General features: G+C 68.2%; 19 protein-coding genes. 10 read left to right on the plus strand and 9 right to left on the minus strand.

Going from position 1 to position 21,587, the window contains the following annotated elements; translation table 11 throughout:
* Window positions 1–85 precede the first annotated feature (85 nt).
* The 7 genes from G6N07_RS18895 (at window position 86) to G6N07_RS18925 (ending at window position 10,591) form a co-directional block, all read left to right on the plus strand.
* The gene (locus tag G6N07_RS18895; RefSeq protein WP_179960006.1) at window positions 86–883 is read left to right on the plus strand and encodes an NUDIX hydrolase; all 798 of its coding nucleotides are present in this window, start codon (window positions 86–88) and stop codon (window positions 881–883) included.
* On the plus strand, window positions 865–3,306 hold the full coding sequence (locus tag G6N07_RS18900) for a hypothetical protein (protein ID WP_235849925.1): 2,442 nt from the start codon (window positions 865–867) through the stop codon (window positions 3,304–3,306). Before G6N07_RS18895 ends, G6N07_RS18900 begins: the two co-directional genes overlap by 19 nt.
* Window positions 3,303–7,070 carry a murein biosynthesis integral membrane protein MurJ gene (gene murJ, locus G6N07_RS18905; RefSeq protein ID WP_179960007.1) on the plus strand — a complete coding sequence of 1,256 codons (3,768 nt, stop codon included), beginning with the start codon at window positions 3,303–3,305 and terminating at the stop codon, window positions 7,068–7,070. Before G6N07_RS18900 ends, murJ begins: the two co-directional genes overlap by 4 nt.
* Before the next feature lie 98 nt (window positions 7,071–7,168).
* Complete coding sequence (gene sigM / locus G6N07_RS18910; RefSeq protein WP_085192503.1) at window positions 7,169–7,840, plus strand: RNA polymerase sigma factor SigM; 672 nt, start codon at window positions 7,169–7,171, stop codon at window positions 7,838–7,840.
* An 86-nt stretch (window positions 7,841–7,926) separates the two neighbouring features.
* The gene (gene trxB / locus G6N07_RS18915; RefSeq protein ID WP_085192504.1) at window positions 7,927–8,898 is read left to right on the plus strand and encodes a thioredoxin-disulfide reductase; all 972 of its coding nucleotides are present in this window, start codon (window positions 7,927–7,929) and stop codon (window positions 8,896–8,898) included.
* Between the two features lie 26 nt (window positions 8,899–8,924).
* On the plus strand, window positions 8,925–9,251 hold the full coding sequence (gene trxA, locus G6N07_RS18920; protein ID WP_085192505.1) for a thioredoxin: 327 nt from the start codon (window positions 8,925–8,927) through the stop codon (window positions 9,249–9,251).
* Between the two features lie 143 nt (window positions 9,252–9,394).
* Complete coding sequence (locus G6N07_RS18925) at window positions 9,395–10,591, plus strand: N-acetylmuramoyl-L-alanine amidase (RefSeq protein WP_085192506.1); 1,197 nt, start codon at window positions 9,395–9,397, stop codon at window positions 10,589–10,591.
* Window positions 10,592–10,605: 14 nt separating this feature from the next.
* Here the strand turns inward: G6N07_RS18925 and G6N07_RS18930 are convergent, their stop codons facing one another.
* From G6N07_RS18930 to rpmH, 9 genes are all read right to left on the minus strand, one after another.
* The gene (locus G6N07_RS18930) at window positions 10,606–11,355 is read right to left on the minus strand and encodes an acetyltransferase (RefSeq protein WP_085192507.1); all 750 of its coding nucleotides are present in this window, start codon (window positions 11,353–11,355) and stop codon (window positions 10,606–10,608) included.
* Window positions 11,356–11,531: 176 nt separating this feature from the next.
* Window positions 11,532–12,524, minus strand: a complete 993-nt coding sequence (locus tag G6N07_RS18935; protein ID WP_085192545.1) for a ParB/RepB/Spo0J family partition protein — start codon at window positions 12,522–12,524, stop codon at window positions 11,532–11,534.
* A 27-nt stretch (window positions 12,525–12,551) separates the two neighbouring features.
* Complete coding sequence (locus G6N07_RS18940; protein WP_372507553.1) at window positions 12,552–13,556, minus strand: ParA family protein; 1,005 nt, start codon at window positions 13,554–13,556, stop codon at window positions 12,552–12,554.
* A 2-nt stretch (window positions 13,557–13,558) separates the two neighbouring features.
* Complete coding sequence (gene rsmG, locus G6N07_RS18945; protein ID WP_085192546.1) at window positions 13,559–14,236, minus strand: 16S rRNA (guanine(527)-N(7))-methyltransferase RsmG; 678 nt, start codon at window positions 14,234–14,236, stop codon at window positions 13,559–13,561.
* Between the two features lie 61 nt (window positions 14,237–14,297).
* Window positions 14,298–14,843: a Jag family protein gene (locus tag G6N07_RS18950; RefSeq protein WP_085192547.1), complete on the minus strand. Its 546-nt coding sequence runs from the start codon at window positions 14,841–14,843 to the stop codon at window positions 14,298–14,300.
* 35 nt (window positions 14,844–14,878) lie between these two features.
* Window positions 14,879–15,973 carry a membrane protein insertase YidC gene (yidC, locus tag G6N07_RS18955; protein ID WP_085192509.1) on the minus strand — a complete coding sequence of 365 codons (1,095 nt, stop codon included), beginning with the start codon at window positions 15,971–15,973 and terminating at the stop codon, window positions 14,879–14,881.
* The gene (yidD, locus tag G6N07_RS18960; protein ID WP_235849929.1) at window positions 15,966–16,220 is read right to left on the minus strand and encodes a membrane protein insertion efficiency factor YidD; all 255 of its coding nucleotides are present in this window, start codon (window positions 16,218–16,220) and stop codon (window positions 15,966–15,968) included. The genes yidC and yidD overlap by 8 nt, the downstream gene beginning before the upstream one ends.
* Window positions 16,221–16,300: 80 nt before the next feature.
* Complete coding sequence (gene rnpA, locus G6N07_RS18965; RefSeq protein ID WP_085192511.1) at window positions 16,301–16,657, minus strand: ribonuclease P protein component; 357 nt, start codon at window positions 16,655–16,657, stop codon at window positions 16,301–16,303.
* Window positions 16,658–16,678: 21 nt separating this feature from the next.
* Window positions 16,679–16,822: a 50S ribosomal protein L34 gene (rpmH, locus tag G6N07_RS18970; RefSeq protein ID WP_005142265.1), complete on the minus strand. Its 144-nt coding sequence runs from the start codon at window positions 16,820–16,822 to the stop codon at window positions 16,679–16,681.
* A gap of 550 nt (window positions 16,823–17,372) precedes the next feature.
* Between rpmH and dnaA the strand changes: the two genes are divergently transcribed.
* From dnaA to gnd, 3 genes are all read left to right on the plus strand, one after another.
* The gene (gene dnaA / locus G6N07_RS18975; RefSeq protein ID WP_085192548.1) at window positions 17,373–18,860 is read left to right on the plus strand and encodes a chromosomal replication initiator protein DnaA; all 1,488 of its coding nucleotides are present in this window, start codon (window positions 17,373–17,375) and stop codon (window positions 18,858–18,860) included.
* A gap of 576 nt (window positions 18,861–19,436) precedes the next feature.
* Window positions 19,437–20,627: a DNA polymerase III subunit beta gene (gene dnaN, locus G6N07_RS18980; RefSeq protein ID WP_179960056.1), complete on the plus strand. Its 1,191-nt coding sequence runs from the start codon at window positions 19,437–19,439 to the stop codon at window positions 20,625–20,627.
* A gap of 29 nt (window positions 20,628–20,656) precedes the next feature.
* On the plus strand, window positions 20,657–21,550 hold the full coding sequence (gene gnd, locus G6N07_RS18985; protein ID WP_085192513.1) for a phosphogluconate dehydrogenase (NAD(+)-dependent, decarboxylating): 894 nt from the start codon (window positions 20,657–20,659) through the stop codon (window positions 21,548–21,550).
* Window positions 21,551–21,587: the final 37 nt, after the last annotated feature.

Genomic DNA, 21,587 nt, shown 5'->3' on the forward strand with positions numbered 1-21,587 from the left:
GTTCGTTGAGCCTAGAGGGTAACGGTCCGGCAGCGACCGGCGAGTGTGGCGGGAGTGAAACCGGGTGGCAGCTACTATCGCTTGGGTGTCGGAAGGCGAGCTGCCCAAACCACGACGCCGCCGCGGGCGACGTCGTGGCCGACGCGCGGCCGGACCCCCGCAGGCGGCCGAAGCTCGATCCACCGCCGCCACCGAGCCGACCGAAGGGGTCAGGACCGCCGATACCCCCGAGGCGACGGTCAAACCCACCGATCACGCCCGCAAGACCCGGCCTCGCCGCCCCTCGGAGCGGCTGCGCACCGTGCACGAGACCTCGGCGGGCGGCCTGGTCATCGACGGAATCGACGGACCGAAGGACAGTCAGGTCGCGGCACTGATCGGCCGTGTCGACCGGCGTGGCCGGATGCTGTGGTCGCTACCCAAGGGTCACATCGAGATGGGTGAGACCGCCGAGCAGACCGCGATCCGTGAGGTCGCCGAGGAGACCGGCATCCGCGGCGACGTGCTCGCCGCGCTGGGCAGCATCGACTACTGGTTCGTCACCGAGGGCCGCCGGGTGCACAAGACCGTGCACCATTATCTGATGCGATTCCTCGGTGGTGAACTGTCCGACGAGGACGTCGAGGTCACCGAGGTGGCCTGGGTGCCGCTGAAGGAACTGCCGCACCGGCTGGCCTACGCCGACGAACGCCGCCTGGCTGAGGTCGCCCACGAACTCATCGACAAACTGCACCGCGACGGTCCGGCCGCCCTGCCCCCGCTGCCGCGCTCGGCGCCCCGTCGACGCCCGCAAACCCATTCGCACGCCCGCAACGGTCATCGTGACGAGTCCAGCCAAACCCCTCCCGGCCGGCGGACGAACGGATGCGGACAAGGCCAGTGAGGACCGTGGCGGTGCCACGCACGAAGGCGGCGGTGCCGCGCCTGCTGGCCGCACTGATCCTGCTGCTGCTGACCACCATCTCGACCGCACTGCCGCAGGCCGCCGCCGGTGAGCCCGGCGCCGCCCCGTTCCTACAGCTGCGCATCGACCGGGTCACCCCCGATGTCGTCACCACTGCCAGCGATCCGGTCGTCACGGTGTCCGGTGTCGTGCGCAATGTCGGGGACCGCACGGTCCGCGATGTGGTGCTGCGCCTGGAGCACGCAGCGGCCGTCGACTCGTCGTCGGGTCTGCGTACCGACCTGACCGGCAACCTCGACCAGTTCGAACCGGTCGCCGACTTCATCACCGTCGCTCCCGATCTCGACCGGGGGAAGGAGGTGCCGTTCACCCTCGCCTACCCGATCCGCGGTGCGGACGGGCCGTCGCTGCGCATCGAACAGCCCGGGGTGTATCCCATGCTGGTCAACGTCAACGGAACGCCGGACTACGGGGCGCCGGCCCGGCTCGACGACGCGCGGTTCCTGCTCCCGGTGCTGGGAGTGCCGTCGGAGCCCGGCGCCGAGTCGGCCGCCGAGATGCTCACCTCCGTCGTCGCCCCCGACACGTCCAGACCGGTGCGGCTGACCATGTTGTGGCCGCTGGCCGACAAACCCCGGCTGGCTGCGGGCATTCCGGGCGGGACGGCGCCGGCGCGGCTGGTGGACGACGAGCTCGCCGCCTCGCTGGCATCCGGCGGCCGACTGGAGACGCTGCTCGCCGCGGCCGACTTCGCGACCAGCCCGCCCGTCGACCCGGGCGGCGAGGTCGGCCGGGCCCTGTGCCTGGCGGTCGACCCGGACCTGCTGGTGACCGTCAACGCGATGACGGCCGGATACGCCGTGAACGACGGGCCCGACGCCGGCCCGACCACGCCGACGCGCCCCGGCACCGGGCAGGAGGCGGCCGTCAGCTGGCTGAACCGGCTCAAGGCGCTGGCCCAGCGGATGTGTGTGACCTCCACGCCGTACGCCCAGGCCGATCTCGACGCGCTGCAGCGGGTGGGTGATCCGCGGCTCACCACGATCGCCACCACCGGCGCCGCCGACATCGTCGACCAGATCCTCGGCATCGCCTCCACCCGCGGCATCACACTGACCGGCGACGGTCCGCTCACCGGTGCGGCTGCTCGGCTGCTGTCCACGCAGGCCCGCACGGTAGCCGTCACCGCGGCGACACTTGGCGCCCGCGACGACGCCACCGGGCTCGGCGCGATGGCCGAGCTGACCCCCACCCGGTACTCCCCCAACCTCGTCGCGATGCCGTTCGACCCGGCCGTCGGTGCGGCGCTGGCCGGGGCCGGCACGGACCCCACCGCGCCCAGCTACCTCGATCCCTCGCTCGACATCCCGCTGCGGCAGGACTCGCCGGTGGCCCGGCGCCAGAACGCAATCGGATCCCTGCTGTGGCGGGCTCTGCAACCCGACACCGAGCCGCGTACACAGATCGTCGTGCCGCCGCTGGTGTGGAGCCCGCATCCCGACGACGCCCAGGCCATCCTGACCTCGATGGGCATGGCCATCCGGGCCGGTCTCGCGCTTCCCCACCCGCTGCGCAAGGTGATCGCCGAGGGTGACGCTGTGCCGCCGCAGCCGGATGTCGGCTGGCCGGCCGACGACACCGGCAACCCGCGTGGCCGGATCGACGATGCGGTCACCTCGGGCATCGCCGCCACCAACGGACGCCTCTCCGGGCTGACCGCCGCCCTCGGCGTCGACGTAAGGACGGGGCTGACCGGGATCGGGTACACCGCCCCGCTGCGCGAGGACATGCTGCGCGCGCTGAGCCAGTCCACGCCGCCGTCGGCCCGCAACGGGCTGGCCGAGCAGCGCCTCTCGGTGGTCACCGACACCGTCGGCGACATGTTCGGCGGGGTGCGGGTGGTGAATCCCGGCGGCGCATACACGCTGGCCACCGAACGCAGTCCGCTGCCCCTCGCCCTGCGCAACGACCTCCCGGTCCCGATCCGGGTGCGCCTGGCGGTCGACGCACCCCCTGGCATGACGGTCGACGAGATGGGCGAGATCAGCCTGCCGCCCGGCTACCTGCCGCTGCGGGTCCCGATCGAGGTGCACTTCACCCAGCGCGTGGCGGTCGACGTGGCACTGCGCACCGCCGACGGGCTGCCGTTGGGTGAACCGGTGCGGCTCTCGGTGCACTCGAACGCGTACGGCAAGGTGCTGTTCATCATCACGATGAGCGCGGGCGCGGTGCTGGTGCTGCTGGCCGGCCGCCGGCTGTGGCACCGATTCCGCGGGCAACCCGATCCGGCCGACCTCGACCGGCCCAACCGAGCAGCCGCTGAAGCACACCTGCAGACCGACCCACTCGACACCGCCATCCGGTACGCGCCCGGCGACCAACCCGTCGGCGACCAGAGATGAGCACCACCGGGTGGGAATCGGCTCCACCGCCGAACCGGCCGTCCGACCCCCCGCCGCAGCCGTTCCCCGCCCCACGCCGTATCCCGCCGCCGCCCGGCGCCGCACGCCCGAACCCGGCCCGCCGCCGACCTCCACCACCGCCCCGGCAGCGCATTCCGCGGGGCCCGGCCCCCCGCCGCCGGGCGGGCCGGCCCGAACTGTCCGACGCGGCCGTCGTATCCCGCTCCTGGGGTATGGCGGTCGCGACGCTGGTCAGCCGGATCACCGGATTCCTGCGGGTCGTGCTGCTCGCCGCGATCCTCGGCGCCGCCCTCGCCAGTTCGTTCACCGTGGCGAACCAGCTGCCGAACCTCGTCGCGGCGCTGGTGCTCGAAGCCACCTTCACCGCGATCTTCGTGCCGGTGCTGGCCCGCGCCGAACGCGACGACCCGGACGGCGGCACCGCCTTCGTCCGCCGCCTGGTGACTTTGGCCAGCACGCTGCTGCTGGTCGCCACGGTCCTGTCGGTGGCGGGTGCGCCTCTGCTCGTCCACCTGATGCTCGGCGACGACCCGCGGGTCAACAATCCGCTGACGACGGCGTTCGCCTATCTGCTCTTACCGCAGGTGCTCTTCTACGGCCTGGCGTCGGTGTTCTCGGCGATCCTCAATACGCGCAACGTGTTCGGGCCGCCGGCGTGGGCGCCGGTGGTCAACAACGTGGTCGCCATCGCCACCCTCGGGCTGTATCTCATCGTGCCGGGCGAACTCTCGATCGACCCGGTCGAGATGGGCAACGCCAAACTCCTGGTACTCGGAATCGGCACCACCCTCGGCGTGTTCGCACAGACGGCGGTTCTGCTCGTCGCGATTCGGCGTGAGCGGATCAGCCTGCGCCCGCTGTGGGGGATCGACGACCGCCTCAAGAAGTTCGGCACGATGGCCGCGGCGATGGTGCTGTACGTACTCATCAGCCAGGTCGGCCTGATCGTCGGTAACCAGATCGCCAGCGGAGCGGCGGCCTCCGGTCCGGCGATCTACAACTACACGTGGCTGGTTCTGCAGTTGCCGTTCGGGGTCATCGGCGTCACGGTCCTCACGGTGGTGATGCCCCGGCTGTCCCGCAACGCCGCCGCCGACAACATTCGTGCCGTCCTCGGCGACTTCTCGTTGGCCACCCGGCTGACCATGGTGACGCTGATCCCGATCGTCGCGGTGATGACCGTGGGCGGTCCGGCGATCGGCACCGCGCTGTTCGCCTACGGCAACTTCGGCGAGACGGACGCCGGGTATCTGGGCATGGCGATCACGCTGTCGGCGTTCACACTGATCCCGTACGCGCTCGTGCTCCTGCAGCTTCGGGTCTTCTACGCGCGTGAGCGCCCGTGGACGCCGACCATCGTGATCGTCGTCGTCACCATGGTGAAGGTGATCGCCTCGGTCGCGGCGCCGGCGCTGGCCGACGACCCCGAACTGGTGGCCGGATACCTCGGCCTGGCGAACGGCCTCGGATTCCTCGCGGGTGCGGTGGTCGGCCACTTCCTGCTGAAGTCGAGCCTGCGCCCTCCCGGCGGCCGGATGCTCGACGTCGAGGTGATCCGCACGATCTTGGTGACCACGGCCGCTTCTCTGCTGGCTGGTCTGCTCGCCCACGTCGCCGACCAGTTGCTCGGGCTGGAGTCGCTGACGGCCGCCGGCGGCGGCGCCGGCTCGCTCGTACGGCTGGCGGTGATGGGCCTGATCATGATCCCGGTCATCGCGGGGGTGTTGCTCGCGGCCCGAGTTCCCGAAGCCGAAGCCGCCGTCGCGTTCCTGCGCAGGCGTCTCGGTAGGCCCGCCCCGGTGCCCGCCGCGTCAATATCTCGTCCCCACCAACCGCTGTTCCCCGATGCCTTCCCGTACTCTGACGGCAGGAGTGCGCGTCCGGTCCGGCGGAGTCGGGGCCCCGCGACCGGCCGCTACGAGTCTCCGGTTCGGGGAACTCCGGTGCGTGGGACCGAGGCAGATAGGTGGAGAGGACCAGCGGTGAGCGACGACTCCGCGGGTGATTCCGTAGCGGCGCCCGACAGCGCTTCGACCACCAAGATCTCGCGGCCCGCCGCGGATCACCCTGCGCGGCCCGCCGCGGATCACCCTGCGCGGCCCGCCGCGGACGACTTCCATCCCGACGTCGTCGAGTCCGCGACCACCGAGATGCCCATGTCCGGTCGTCCACCCGCGGACTACGGGGGCGACCCCACCCGGGAATCGCTGCCCTTCGACGCGCCGCGCGAACCGCCGGTCGAGGCGGCCACCTCCGACGAGGACGTCCACCTGATCCCCGGCGCGACAATCGGCGGCGGCCGCTACCGGCTGCTGGTGTTTCACGGCGGACCACCCGACCTGCAATTTTGGCAGGCACTCGACACCGCGCTCGACCGCCAGGTCGCGTTGACCTTCGTCGACCCGGACGGCACCCTGCCCGATGAAAGCGTGCAGGACATCCTGTCGCGCACCCTCAAGCTCAGCCGCCTCGACATGCCGGGGGTGGCCCGCGTCCTCGACGTCGCCAACACCGGATCCGGTGGCCTGATCGTCTCCGAGTGGATCCGCGGCGGCTCGCTGGCCGAGGTCGCCGAGACGGCCCCCTCCCCGATCGGCGGCGCGCGGGCGATGCAGTCACTGGCCGCGGCCGCCGAGGCGGCGCACCGCTCCGGGGTGGCGCTGTCGATCGACCACCCGAGCCGCGTGCGGGTCAGCATCGAAGGCGACGTCGCGCTGGCCTTCCCCGCCACGATGCCCGACGCCACACCCGAGGACGACATCCGCGGTATCGGCGCCGCGCTCTACGCCCTGCTGGTCAACCGGTGGCCGCTACCCGAGACCGGTGTGCCCAGCCGGCTCGCCCCAGCCGACCAGGATCCCGCAGGCAATCCCGTCGAACCACGCGCTGTGGACCGCGCGATCCCGTTCCAGATCTCCGCTGCGGCGGTGCGCGCCGTGCAACCCGACGGCGGCATCCGCAGCGCACCGACGCTGCTGAATCTGCTGCAGCAGGCCACCGCCGTGGCCGACCGCACCGACCTGATCTCACCCGTCGACCGGCCCGACGGCGGCGCCGCTCCGGCACCGTTCCACGGCGGGCCCGACGACGCCGAGGCACAGGCCCGCCGGAGGCGGGGTCTGGTGGTCGGCCTCACGGTCGGCGGTGCGATCGTCGTCGTCGCGCTCGTCGTGCTGGCGACCGTGCTCAGCCGAGTCTTCGGCGACGTCGACGGAGGCTTCGACGGTGACGAACTCGGACTCAACGCCCCGAGCACCTCGGCGGAGTCCGAGGGCGGAACGACGGCCCCGGGTAACGTGGTGCGTCCGGTCCGGGCGACGGTGTTCTCTCCCGACGGCGGAGCCGACTCCCCCGATCTGGCGGGTAACGCCATCGACGGCAGTTCGACGACGGTGTGGCCTACCGACACCTACTCCGATCCGATCCCGTTCCCGAACTTCAAGAACGGCGTCGGGTTGATGCTGGAGCTGCCTGAGCCGACCACGATCACCGCGGTGGACGTAAACGTCTCCTCGACCGGCACCTCCGTGCAGATCCGGTCGTCGCCGTCGGCCGAACCGTCCTCGCTCGACAGCACCACCGAGATGACCCCGTCGACGCCGCTGCGGCGCGGCAAGAACACGATCACCGTCAGCGGCGCCTCCCCCACCTCGTATGTGTTGGTGTGGATCGACAAGCTCGGCACGGTCGACGGCGAGAGCCGCACCGACGTCTCCGAGATCACGCTCAGGGGCACCACCTAGCCGGTTATCCACAGGGGTCGCGAGCTCCGACCTGTGCGGACGCACCGTCGGCGATCTAGGTGTCCGCGACCACCTCCGCGCCCGCTTAGTCTTCGGCTGTGGTGAGCTTCGACACCGTCGGCCGGTCCGACGCCCAGCTACTGGCCGATCACGTCGCTGGCGACCGCTACGCGTTCGCCGAATTGTTCTCCCGCCACCAGCGACAACTCGAGCGGCTCGCCCGCATCACCAGCAGCAACCGCGAGGACGCCGCCGACGCCCTCCAGGACGCGATGCTCTCGGCCCACCGCAAGGCCGCGAACTTCCGCTTCGATTCCGCGGTGAGCAGTTGGCTGTACCGCATCGTCGTCAACGCCTGCCTGGACCGGCTGCGCAACAACCGCAACCACGTCACCATCGCCCTTGTGGACGACATCGGCCCGGCAGGTGATCCGACAACTCGGGTGGACACCGCGATCGTGGTCGAACGGGCCCTGCTGCGGTTGCCGGTGGAACAGCGTGCCGCGATCGTGGCCGTCGACATGCAGGGCTATTCGGTCGCCGAGACGGCCCGCATGCTCGGTGTGGCGGAAGGCACGGTCAAGAGCCGGTGCAGCCGGGGGCGGGCGAAGCTGGCCGGCACGCTGCAGGGCCTCGACGACATGACACCGCGGCTGCCCGCCGCACGCGGCTGCCATACGGTGCCGCAGTCCGCGCGCAGCCGCCGCCACGCAGCGACCGGCCGCACCGTAGGCCACACGAGTGGCCGGTCGCCGGTCGACCGGCCCTAGCGTGGCCCCTGCAACGGGCGTGCGGGAACACCCGGACCTAGGCTGGTGTTGTACCCGTGCCGGCGCGAAACGGCAGAAAGGCTCACATGACCACCTCATCCACGGTTCACGACGTGATCATCGTCGGCTCAGGACCGGCCGGCTACACGGCTGCCGTGTACGCTGCGCGCGCACAGCTCAAGCCGCTCGTCTTCGAGGGCAGCCAGTTCGGCGGCGCCCTGATGACCACCACCGAGGTGGAGAACTACCCCGGTTTCCGCAACGGCATCACCGGGCCCGAACTGATGGACGAGATGCGTGAGCAGGCGCTGCGCTTTGGCGCCGACCTGCGGATGGAAGACGTCGACGAGGTCTCCCTCGACGGTCCCGTCAAGACAGTCACCGTCGGCGACGAGACCCACCGGGCCCGCGCGGTGATCCTCGCCATGGGCGCGGCCGCGCGCCACCTTGGCGTCCCCGGTGAGGAAGCGCTGCTGGGCATGGGAGTGAGCACCTGTGCCACGTGTGACGGCTTCTTCTTCCGCGATCAGGACATCGCGGTCATCGGCGGCGGCGACTCGGCGATGGAGGAGGCGACGTTCCTCACCCGCTTCGCCCGCAGTGTGACGGTGATCCACCGCCGCGACGAGTTCCGCGCGTCCCGAATCATGCTCGAACGCGCCCGGGCGAACGAGAAGATCGCGTTCCTGACCAACACGGCGGTCACCGAGATCGAGGGCGACCCCAAGGTGACCGGAATCCGCTTGCGCGACAACATCAGCGGCGAGGAGTCAAAGCTTGCGGTGACCGGCGTGTTCGTCGCCATCGGCCACGTCCCGCGCTCGGACATCGTCCGCGGGCAGGTCGACGTCGACGAGGACGGCTACGTCCTGGTCGAGGGTCGCACCACCAACACATCGGTCGAAGGTGTCTTCGCCGCAGGCGATCTCGTAGACCGCACCTACCGGCAGGCGATCACCGCCGCGGGCAGCGGCTGTTCGGCGGCGATCGACGCCGAACGCTGGCTCGCCGAACTCGGCGTCGCCCCGAGCGATCAAGAGATTTCAACACCGATCTGAGACACCACCTACCACCAGGAGCAGATATGGCCGGCAACAGCGTCACCGTCACCGACGACTCGTTCTCGAACGACGTGCTGACCAGCAGCACCCCCGTACTCGTCGACTTCTGGGCCACCTGGTGCGGCCCGTGCAAGATGGTCGCCCCGGTCCTCGAGGAGATCGCCAGCGAGAAGGCCGGTGCGCTGACTGTCGCGAAACTCGACGTCGACGCGAATCCGACCACGGCACGCGACTTCCAGGTGGTCTCGATCCCGACGATGATCCTGTTCAAGGACGGTGAACCGGTCAAGCGGATCGTCGGCGCCAAGGGGAAAGCCGCGCTGCTGCGGGAACTCGCAGACCTGCTTTGACGGATCTCGGCTCGATTCCGGTCCGCCTGGCGTTTTCCGGATTGCCGGAATCTTCTGAGAGAATGCCTTCCGGGCCCGTCGTGCATATGTCCGTGCCGCGGGGGTACTGACAGCCATAGCTGGGGCCTGCCGAAGGGGCGAGTATGTGGAGTCTGCGTCACGGTGATCGCGGGGTTGCGGTCACCGAGATCCGCGCAGCGCTCTGCGGTCTTGGTCTACTGGAGAGCCCCGACGACGACCTCACCACTGGAAGACACGTCGTGGCCGACCTGTTCGACGACGACCTCGACCGCGCGGTTCGTGCCTTTCAGCAGCACCGCGGTCTCCTGGTCGACGGCATCGTCGGAGAGGCCACGTCCCGGGCGCTGAGAGAGGCGTCCTACCGCCTCGGTGCCCGCACGTTGATGCACCAGTTCGGTGCCCCGATGTACGGCGACGACGTCGCGACGCTCCAGGCCCGCCTTCAGGATCTCGGGTTCTACACCGGTCTGGTCGACGGCCACTTCGGACTGCAGACCCACCACGGGCTCACCTGCTACCAACGCGAGTACGGGCTGTACCCCGACGGGATCTGCGGTCCGGAGACGCTGCGCTCGCTGTACTTCCTCGGCTCGCGGGTCACCGGCGGGTCTCCGCATGCAATCCGGGAGGAAGAGCTGGTCCGCCGCTCCGGTCCCCGACTGTCGGGCAAGAGGGTGATCATCGATCCGGGCCGCGGCGGCAGTGACCACGGGCTCATCATGAACGGGCCCCAGGGACCGGTCAGCGAGGCGGACGTCCTGTGGGACTTGGCCAGTCGGCTCGAAGGCCGGATGACAGCCATCGGAATGGACACGTTCCTGTCCCGGCCGACCAACCGCAGCCCCTCCGACGCCGAACGTGCCGCAACCGCCAACACCGTGGGCGCGGATCTGATGATCAGCTTGCGCTGCGCCGCGCAGCCCACTCCGGCGGCCAACGGAGTGGCGTCGTTCCACTTCGGCAATTCGCATGGGTCGGTCTCCACGATCGGGCGCAGCCTCGCCGACTTCATTCAGCGAGAGGTCGTCGCCCGCACCGGGCTGCGTGACTGCCGCACCCACGGCCGGACGTGGGATCTGCTGCGTCTGACCCGGATGCCCACGGTGCAGGTCGATGTCGGCTACATCACCAATCCCCATGACCGGGAACTGTTGGTGTCCAACCGCAATCGCGATGCGATCGCCGAAGGCATCCTCGCCGCGGTCAAGCGCCTCTACCTCCTCGGCAAGAACGACCGCCCGACAGGGACATTCACCTTCGCCGAACTACTGGCGCACGAACTGTCCGTCGAACAGGCCGGTCGGCTGAGGTCGAACTGACCGGTGCGACCACGCTAACAGCGGCCGCTGTCCGCCCCGACCGGCTGCTGCAGTTGCGCTGATTCCAACAGCCGCTCCAGCGCCGCTTCCACGTCGGCCTTCCACCCGAGGCCCTGCTCGAGTTCCAGACGCAGGCGCGGGAAGTATCGGTGCGGGGACACCACCGTGAAGCCCACCTGTTTCAGGAAGTCGTCGTCCACCATGCACCGATGCACCGAGCAGTCGCCGAGCGCCTCGACCACCGGGGTGAGTTCGCCGGGAACCAGTCGCGGATCGATGAGTTCGGCCGCCGCCTCGGTACGTCCGAAGGCCTCGAGCGCACGGACACCTCGGCGCACGAGATCCCCGACAACCGACGTCAGTAGAGTGTGCGGGAGTCCGGCGGCATCATCGCCCGGCTCCGCGCCCACGGTCGTCAGCAGCACGGCATCCGCGCTGACCGGCCCGGTCGGAAACAGGCGTGCACGTGGAACCGCACGCGGCGGTGCGTAGAACGCGTATCCCACACACGGCTCCTCGGCGGACGGGTCGGTCGCCGCCGCTTCGTCGCTCATCGCCTCCGGGCACAGCACGGCAACCTGACCACACGATCCCCACTCGAGCATGACCATCGACAGCCAGGCTTCCTTCTCGAACTCAGGGTCGGACAGATGGTCGTGACGACCCAGCGTCGACGGATCGACCTCCCAGAAGACACAGCGGCGCGCATGCTTGGGGAGCTGATCGAAAGCTTCCAGGCGCAAGGGCGTGATACGTGCGGGCACTACGCTCCCCGGTTCTCGTGCGCTGCGGACGACCGCCGTTCGGGCTTCAGGATAGGCAGGGCGGCCCCGATACGCGAAATGCCTTGGGCGCCTGCCGTTTCTGTCTCAGCCAGCGCGAGCACTCCGTCCGCCGAAAGTCGTGGTGTCACAGTGACGTAATGCCCTCGTGTTCTCGGTCAGGGCTTCGTCGAGTTCATCAGCTCGACAATTCGTTGAAGATCGTCGACCGACCCGAACTCGACGACGATCTTCCCTTTGCGTTTGCCGAGGCTCACGGTGACCCTGGTGTCGAACGCTGTCGAGAGCTGCTCGGCAACGTCCTGAAGGCCGGGCATCTGGATCGGCTTTCGCCGAGCCGCCGGTGGAGCCGCCGGGTCGCTTCGGTTGGCCAGCGTGACCGCCTCCTCGGTCGCCCGGACCGACAGGCCCTCCGCGACGATGCGGGCCGCGAGCTCTTCCTGGCGCTCTGGACCCCCCTCCAGCGCAAGAAGCGCGCGGGCGTGCCCGGCGGAGAGAACGCCGGCGGCAACGCGGCGCTGCACCGCGATCGGCAGACGGAGTAAGCGGATCATGTTGGTGATCAACGGCCGTGAACGGCCGATCCGCGACGCCAGTTCATCGTGGGTGACGCCGAATTCGTCGAGCAGCTGCTGATATGCCGCCGCTTCCTCCAGCGGGTTGAGCTGAACCCGGTGGATGTTCTCCAGCAGGGCGTCGCGCAGCATGCTGTCGTCGGCGGTCTCGCGCACGATAGCCGGGATGGCGGTGAGGCCGGCTTGCTGCGCGGCACGCCACCTCCGCTCCCCCATGACGAGTTGGTAGCGAGGACTGGTACCGCCGGCCTCGAGCGCGCGGACGACGATCGGCTGCATGAGGCCGAACTCGCGAATCGAGTGCACGAGCTCGGAGAGCGCCTCGTCGTCGAACACCTGTCGCGGCTGTCGGGGGTTCGGTTCGATCGCCGACGGGTCGATCTCCCGGTAGACGGCGCCGACGTCGGCGCGGGGCGGCGCTGCCGTCGGCCCGCCACCGATGACGACATCGGCCGCGGCGCTGCCCATCCGAGGGCCGCCCAGCGCACCGTGGTTGCCATCCTCGGTGGGTCCGGTCGGGATGAGGGAGGCCAAGCCGCGGCCGAGACCGCTGCGCTTACGAGTGGGCTGCGTCATGTCCTTCTCTCCTTCGCGCACAGACGGTCATCTTGCGGCGCCGTCGTCATGGGGTGCACCCCGCTCCGCGAGCTCACGGCTGGCGTCGAGGTAGCTCATTGCGCCCCGGGAACCGGGGTCGTAGTCGAGGATCGTCATGCCGTATCCGGGTGCCTCCGAGATCTTCACGCTGCGCGGGATGACCGTGCGCAGCACCTTTTCGCCGAAGTGGGCGCGCACATCCTGGGCAACCTGATCGGCCAACCGCGTGCGGCCGTCGTACATCGTGAGGATGACGGTCGAGACGGTGAGTTCCGGATTGAGGTGCGACTTCACCATCTCGATGTTGCGGAGCAACTGGCCTACACCCTCGAGCGCGTAGTACTCGCATTGAATCGGGATCAGCACCTCCGGTGCGGCCACCAACGCGTTGATAGTGAGGAGCCCGAGCGACGGAGGGCAGTCGATGAAGACGTAGTCGAAGTCGTACTGCTTCAGTTCTGCGAGCGCCGTGCGCAGCCTGCCCTCCCGGGCGACCATGCTGACGAGTTCGATCTCCGCCCCCGCGAGATCGATGGTCGCCGGGACGCAGTACAACCGCTCGCTGTGCGGACTCTGCTGGACAGCCTCCTGTACGGGGATGTCCCCGATCAACACCTCGTACGACGAAGCCGTGCCGGGTCGGTGTTCGATACCGAGCGCCGTGCTGGCATTGCCCTGCGGATCGAGGTCGATGACCAGAATCTTCAGGCCTTGCCGGGCGAGCGCCGCAGCGATGTTGACGGCGGTGGTCGTCTTACCGACCCCGCCCTTCTGATTGGCGATGGTGAACACCCGCTGGCGGGTCGGACGCGGCAGCCCGCCCCGCGACGCCGAGTGCAGTAGGCGCACCGCCCGCTCCGCCTCGGCTGCGATCGGAGTGTCGATCACCGCATCGCTCTGCCAATCCGAGGGGGGCTCGGCCGCCACACCCTTGGGCACCGCCGGCCATGTTTCACGTGAAACACCCGCGCCGCCAGTTGCTCCCCGCGTCCCGCCAGGACCCTCGCTCATGCTCATCTCCTGCCCGATCTCCTCGGCCGGCCGGGGCCCTTCACCGGCATCGCCCGTCGCGCCTCGACGACGATGGCTGCTGGGTCCAAATAGTCCGCCCCACATCTCAACACCCTGACATCGACGACACCAACCCGGGCAAGTACCCGACGGCTTTCTTCGACCTCCGCCTCGGCTCGGGCCCCCTTAAGTGCCAACATCCGGCCGCCGTCGCGGAGCATGCCCATCCCCCAGGTTGCCAGCTTGTCGAGTGATCCGACCGCTCGGGACGTGACGACATCCATCTCCCCCACTTCCCGCTGCACTCCCGAATCCTCTGCCCGACCCCGTACCACCGTGACGGCGAGACCGAGGACGTCCACCACCTCGGTGAGAAACTCGCAGCGGCGCTGCATCGACTCGATAAGTGTGACCTGGACGTCGGGTCGGGCCAGTGCCAACGGTATCCCGGGTAGTCCGGCTCCGCTGCCGATGTCGGCGATCCGCTCGCCCGGCAAGATCAATTCGCCGAGCGCCGCGCTGTTCAGTATGTGCCGATCCCAGACGCGGTCCGTCTCCCGTGGGCCGATCATCCCGCGGTCGACGCCGACGGTAACCAAGAAGTCGGCGTAGCGCTGTGCTGCCTGTAGGCGATGCCCGAAGACTGCCTCGGCGGTCGGCGGCGGCGTTACGTGTTTCACGTGAAACATCCCCTGCCTATCGGCGAACCAGCTTCGGCTGAACTACATCGATGTAACTCGTTCAGTCGACGAGCACGACTACACGGCGAGACGGCTCCACGCCCCGACTCTCGCTGTGCACTCCGTCCACCGCCGCAACGGCGTCGTGGACGATCTTTCGTTCGAACGGCGTCATCGGCGCGAGCTCCTCGCGCTCACCGGTCTCCAGGACGCGGCGCGCGACCTTCTCGCCCAACGCGGCAAGCTCGTCGCGGCGGCGGCGGCGCCACCGAGCGATGTCCAGCATGAGCCGGCTGCGCTCCCCCGTCTTCTGGTGAACGGCCAACCGCGTCAGCTCCTGTAGCGCGTCGAGCACCTCGCCCTTGCGACCCACCAACTTGTTCAGATCGGCCCCGCCGTCGATGCTCACCACTGCGCGGTCACCTTCGACGTCCAGATCGATGTCGCCGTCGAAGTCCAGTAGATCGAGCAACTCCTCCAGGTAGTCGCCGGCGATCTCGCCTTCGGTCACCAACTGGTCCTCGAGCTCGTCCTCCGAAGCCGCGGGGTCCACGCCCTCCGTCGTCTCGACGTCCTCGGTCAGCTCGGTCGTATCAGCGTCGGTCATCTCTGCCTCTTCCTCTTCCGCCAGTGCCGGACTGGTCAACGCTTGCGCTTCTTGGGCCGGGCTCCCGGCTTCGGTGTTCGGCTCTGCGCCTGTCCACCTGTCGGATTCGCGGCCCCGTTCCCGCTCGCCTTCGCCGCGGACCCACTCGCCGCACCGTCGGCACCACTCGCCAAACCCTCGACCGCCTCCGCGCCGGCCTCGCTCGCGGCCTGCGCCTTGCGCGCGCGCTTCGGCTTGGCACCGGGTGCGGGCGCGTTCGCGGCGCGGCGCTCCAACTCTTCGGCCTTCTTCGCCTCTTCTTCCTTCTCGATCTTGCCGAACACGTAGTGCTGCTGACCGTAGGTCCAGATGTTGTTGGCGAGCCAGTACATGATCACCGCGAGCGGCAGGAACGGGCCGCCCACGACCACGCCGAGCGGAAAGACATACAGCGCCAGCTTGTTCATCAACGCGGTCTGCGGGTTGGCCGCCGCCTCCGGCGTCTGACGAGCCACCGACGCGCGGCTGTTGAAGTGCGTCGCGATGCCGGCCAGCAGCATGATCGGCACACCGACGACCACCACCGCTACCCGGTTGAACTCCGTGAACGCCTCCAAACCGTGCTGCTGGATCATCGTCGCGCCCAGCGGCGCCCCGAAAAGGTTGGCGTCCAGGAAGTGTGCAACGTCGGTCGCGCTGAACACATAGTTCGGGAGGCTGCGGTTCTCCTCCACCGAAAGGCCCAGCCGTCCGATACCCGTCTGCGTCCGGTTGAAGGACATGAGGACGTGGTAGAGACCGAGGAACACCGGGATCTGGGCGAGCATCGGCAAGCACCCGAGGATCGGGTTGAATCCGTGCTCCTTCTGGAGCTTCTGCATCTCCAGCGCCATCCGCTGGCGGTCCTTGCCGTACTTCTTCTGCAGTGCCTTGATCTGCGGCTGCAGTTCCTGCATCTGTCGCGTGGTGCGGATCTGCCGAACGAACGGCTTGTAGAGGATCGCGCGCAGGGTGAAGACCAGAAACATCACCGACAGTGCCCAAGCGAAGAAATTGTCGGGACCCAGGAGGAAGGCGAACGCCTTGTACCAGACCCACATAATCGCCGAGACCGGATAGTAGATGATGTCGAGGCTGAACCAGTTAAACACGCGACTTGCTCCTGACGGGGTCGGCGGTGACATCTGCACCGCGTCGTTCTTGGGGCGGCGCGCTCGCCGCGTCCGGCCGTTCGGGGATCGGATCCCATCCTCCCCGATGCCACGGGCCGCACTTCGCCAGCCGCACGACCGAGAGCCACCCGCCTCGTATCAACCCGTACTCGGTCAGCGCCTCCACCGCGTACTGACTGCAGGTCGGCGTGAACCGGCACGACGGGTAGCGAAGCGGAGAGATCATGTGGCGGTAGAGCTGGATGGCGTACACAACAGCCCTCAGTGGGATGGAAGTGGCCGAGATGCTCACTCGTCGTCGGGTATTCACGCCGAGGCCTCGGCACGCGCCCGGGCTCGGCGCAGCGCCACGGAGAGTTGGTGCGCCAGGCTTGCAGATGTCGCCGTGCCCGCGCCCGGCAGCGCGCGGATCACCAGTCGGTGTCCGGGCTGCAGTTGGGCGAGCATCGGGTACAGGATGTGTCGGAGCCGGCGGGAAACCCGGTGGCGCACCACGGCGTTACCCACCGACTTGCCCACCACCAGACCGACGCGCGGACCGCTGGGATCGTCGATGACTTTCGCCATATGCAGCACCAGATCGGGTTGCGCCGAGCGCACCCCTTTACTGACCGTGGTACTGAACTCCGTCGACCGGGTCATCCGGTACCGAGCCGGAAGCACCGCGTGAGATTCTGCGTCGACTCACGCAGTCAGAGAACGGCGGCCCTTACGACGGCGGCCCGTCACGATCGCCCGGCCGGCACGGGTGCGCATCCGCAGCCGGAACCCGTGCACCCGTGCACGTCGGCGGTTGTTGGGCTGGAACGTCCGCTTGCCCTTGGCCACGGCAATATCTCCTCGTTACGTGTGGCATCCACATTCCGTCCGCATGTCACTCACGGATGGACGCGGTCGCCGTTGTTGAGCTCGTGCGTCTTGCGTGCTTGCCGGCGCGGTCTCCGTCCCCGGATCGCAGCCGTATCGCCACGTGCGGGCGACTGTTCGAGGGTACTGACGAGATTTCCCGGGGTCAAACCTCGCCGCTGAGGCGGCCGATCGTTGACATCCGTCACATTCTTCACCGCTATCGACGGACAGAAAGACGAAGTCTCCCAATGTTGTCGAACGGTTGGCACTCCGAGAGAAAACTGTTAGCTTCTGGCAATGCCGTTTCGGACCCGGAACGGCCGCCGACAACGAAACGAGGACGATTCACCGGCCGCGAGCCCACAGCCCCACCATCCGCTGTGCCGAGCCTCGTCCCGGTGGCGTCCCAACCGGTAGACAACAGAACGACCGACGCCCGTCCTCTCTCCACAGGTTGTGGATAACTTTGTGGACAGTTTGTCTTCGTTCGATTGGTCGTCTCTGGACGGACCGCAAGGGGGTAGCAGTGTTGACCGCTGACCCCGACCCACCTTTCGTCGCCGTCTGGAACAACGTCGTGGCCGAACTCAACGGCGCCGCCGCGGCCACCGGACCGCGCAACGGCGACCGTGCGCTGCCAGCCCTGACACCTCAGCAACGAGCCTGGCTCAAGCTCGTCAAACCTCTCGTGATCACCGAGGGGTTTGCTCTGCTGTCGGTGCCCACGCCATTCGTCCAGAACGAGATCGAGCGTCACCTTCGCGAACCGATCATCACAGCGTTGAGCCGCCATCTCGGCCAACGCGTGGAACTCGGCGTGCGGATCGCCACACCGTCCCCCGGGGAGGACGACCCACCACCGTCCCCGGTGAGCTCCGAAGTCGACGAAGTCGACGAGGACACCGAAGCGCGTGCGAGCGCCGAGGAGACATGGCCGCGGTACTTCAGCCGCCCGCCCGAGACGCCGGCCGCCGAGGATCCGAACGCGGTCAGCCTCAATCGGCGCTACACGTTCGACACGTTCGTCATCGGCGCCTCGAACCGGTTCGCCCACGCGGCGACGCTGGCCATCGCCGAGGCACCGGCTCGGGCGTACAACCCGTTGTTCATCTGGGGTGAGTCCGGTCTGGGCAAGACACATCTACTGCACGCGGCCGGCAACTATGCCCAACGCCTCTTCCCCGGCATGCGCGTGAAGTACGTCTCCACCGAGGAATTCACCAACGACTTCATCAACTCGCTGCGCGACGACCGCAAGGCGTCGTTCAAGCGGAGTTACCGCGACATCGACGTGCTGCTGGTCGACGACATCCAGTTCATCGAAGGCAAGGAAGGCATCCAGGAGGAGTTCTTCCACACCTTCAACACGCTGCACAACGCGAACAAGCAGATCGTCATCTCCTCCGACCGCCCGCCCAAACAGCTGGCGACGTTGGAGGATCGGCTACGGACGCGGTTCGAGTGGGGGCTGATCACCGACGTGCAGCCGCCCGAACTGGAGACGCGTATCGCGATCCTGCGCAAGAAGGCCCAGATGGACCGCCTCGACGTCCCCGACGACGTCCTCGAGCTCATCGCCAGCAGCATCGAGCGCAACATCCGCGAGCTCGAAGGGGCGCTGATCCGGGTCACCGCGTTCGCCTCGCTCAACAAGACGCCGATCGACAAGTCCCTCGCCGAGATCGTGCTGCGTGACCTCATCTCCGACGCCAGTACCATGCAGATCTCGACGGCGGCGATCATGGCGGCCACCGCGGAGTATTTCCAGACCACGATCGAAGAGCTCCGTGGCCCCGGTAAGACCCGTGCGTTGGCGCAGTCCCGACAGATCGCGATGTACCTGTGCCGTGAACTGACCGACCTGTCCCTGCCGAAGATCGGGCAGGCGTTCGGCCGCGACCACACGACTGTGATGTACGCCGAGAAGAAGATCCGGGGCGAGATGGCCGAACGTCGCGAGGTGTTCGATCACGTCAAGGAACTCACCACGCGGATCCGCCAGCGCGCCAAGCGCTGAGCGTCCGCTCCGTTCACCGGTTTACCGCCGCCGAGTGCATCCGGCGGCCTTCTGTCACGTGTCGAAAGCGTGCCGAGCAGCCGCGCCGGAAAAACCTCGAGCACCTGCTGTCACGTCCGTCACTCATCGATCCTGTGGACAGTCTGGGGACAAGCCGGTGACCGAGCCTTGGCGGAAACCCGGGTTGTCACACAACGCGGTCACCGTCCACAGCCGGGGCCGGTTGGCGCGCATGTTCGTCCACAGCTGTCGCCCATGCCGACACGCCTGTCAGGCTGCGACGGAGGCCACCATCCCCAATTTCCACAGCCCCTACTACTGTTGCTTGTATATCTCTGTAGTTCTCTTCTAAGAACACAGGCTTTGGGGACACACCCGATCGCCGCACCCGACGCTGTCGGAGTGCGCTCGTTGTCGGACCGATCGATTAGCTTTCAAGTTCGAGTGGAAACCTCTACGGTGGTTCATCGACAGCCGTTACGGTCGTCGAGACGCATCAGGGCGAGGCGTTCCGAGGCGCTGGTGAAACCGCTGGTAGAAGCTCATTGTGGTGTTATGCGAGGGGACGCTATGGACGTGGTGCCGACGACGGCGGGTCACACCGACCTGAAGTTCCGCCTGGTACGCGAGGACTTCGCCGATGCCGTGGCCTGGGTGGCCCGCAATCTGCCGACCCGTCCGACCGTTCCCGTCCTGGCCGGCGTGCTGCTCACCGGTGACGACGACGGGCTGACGATCTCCGGATTCGACTACGAGGTGTCGGCGGAGGTCCGCGTCGCAGCCGAAATTGCTTCGCCGGGAAGCGTTCTGGTGTCGGGCCGGCTGTTGTCCGACATCACCAAGGCGCTGCCGGCCAAACCCGTCGACGTCAGTGCCGAGGGCACGCGTGTGTCGCTGACCTGTGGTAGTGCCCGGTTCTCGCTGCCGACCATGGCGGTCGAGGATTACCCGGCGCTGCCCGCGCTGCCCGACGAGACCGGGATGATCGGCGCGAGCCTGTTCGCCGAGGCCATCGGCCAGGTGGCGGTCGCCGCCGGCCGTGACGACACTCTGCCCATGCTCACCGGTATCCGTGTCGAGATCACCGGTGACAGCGTGGTTTTGGCGGCCACCGATCGCTTCCGGTTGGCGGTGCGCGAGCTGACCTGGGCGACGAGCTCCCCCGACGTCGAGGCGGCGGTGTTGGTTCCGGCCAAGACCCTCGCCGAGGCCGCCAAGGCCGGCAGCGACGGCACCGAGGTGCACCTCGCGCTCGGGGCAGGCGCGGCCGTCGGCACCGAGGGTCTGCTCGGTATCCGCAGCGAGGGAAAGCGCAGCACCACCCGCCTGCTGGACGCCGAGTTCCCGAAGTTCCGGCAGCTACTGCCCAACGAGCACACCGCCGTCGCCACGATCGGCGTCGCCGAACTCACCGAGGCGATCAAGCGCGTCGCGTTGGTGGCCGACCGCGGTGCCCAGATTCGCATGGAGTTCGCCGACGACGTGCTGCGGCTGTCCGCCGGTGCCGACGACGTCGGCCGCGCCGAGGAAGACCTGGCCGTCGCCTTCTCCGGTGACCCGCTGACCATCGCCTTCAACCCCACCTACCTCACCGACGGGCTCGGATCGTTGCATTCCGCGCGTGTGACATTCGGCTTCACCACACCGAGCCGGCCAGCGGTCCTCCGCCCGGCGGGTGACGAGGACACCGGTGGCGGCGCAGGCCCGTTCCCGGCCATGCACACCGATTACGTTTACCTGTTGATGCCGGTACGGCTTCCCGGCTGACCGGTCTGAACCGACCAAGAGGGGCGGACATGCAACTGGGTCTGGTGGGGCTCGGCAAAATGGGCTTCAACATGCGCGAACGCCTGCGTCACGGCGGACACGACGTCGTCGGGTACGACCCTCGGCCGGAAGTCAGCGACGTTCCGTCGCTCGGTGCGCTGGCCGAGGCGCTGTCGGCTCCCAGGGTGGTGTGGGTGATGGTTCCGTCGGGTCCGGTCACCCACGACACGATCGTCTCGCTGGCCGACACCCTGGGTACGGGCGACCTGGTGATCGACGGCGGTAACTCGAGATTCACCGAGGATGGGCCGCACGCAAAGTTGTTGGGAAACAAGGGAATAGGCTTCATCGATGCGGGCGTGTCGGGCGGTATCTGGGGTCTGGCGGAGGGTTACGGGCTCATGGTCGGCGGTGACGACACCGACATCGAGCGGGTCATGCCGATCTTCGACACGCTGCGCCCCCCGGGTGACCGGGCGGACGGCTTCGTCCACGCAGGGCCCGTCGGTGCGGGCCACTTCGCCAAGATGGTGCACAACGGCGTGGAGTATGCGTTGATGACCGCCTACGGCGAGGGTTACGAGCTGCTCGCCGCTGAGGAGTTGATCAGCGACCCCCAGGCGGTGTACCAGGCGTGGACGAACGGCACGGTGGTCCGGTCGTGGCTGCAGCAGCTGCTCGCCAAGGCTCTTCGTGAAGACCCCGGGCTCACCGAGATCTCCGGCTACACTGAGGATTCGGGCGAAGGCCGGTGGACGGTCGAGGAAGCTATCCGGCTTCGTGTGCCGGTCCCGTCGATCGCCGCGTCGCTGTTCGCGCGGTTCGCCTCGCGTCAAGAGGACTCCCCCACCATGAAGGCGGTCTCGGCGTTGCGGAACCAGTTCGGCGGGCACGCCGTCCACAGGATCAGCAAGTCGGGATAGCTACCGCGGACGCGAGGAGCAATGAGATGCTGCGGAC

Source organism: Mycolicibacterium doricum (genome assembly GCF_010728155.1).
GTDB classification, from domain to species: Bacteria; Actinomycetota; Actinomycetes; order Mycobacteriales; family Mycobacteriaceae; genus Mycobacterium; species Mycobacterium doricum.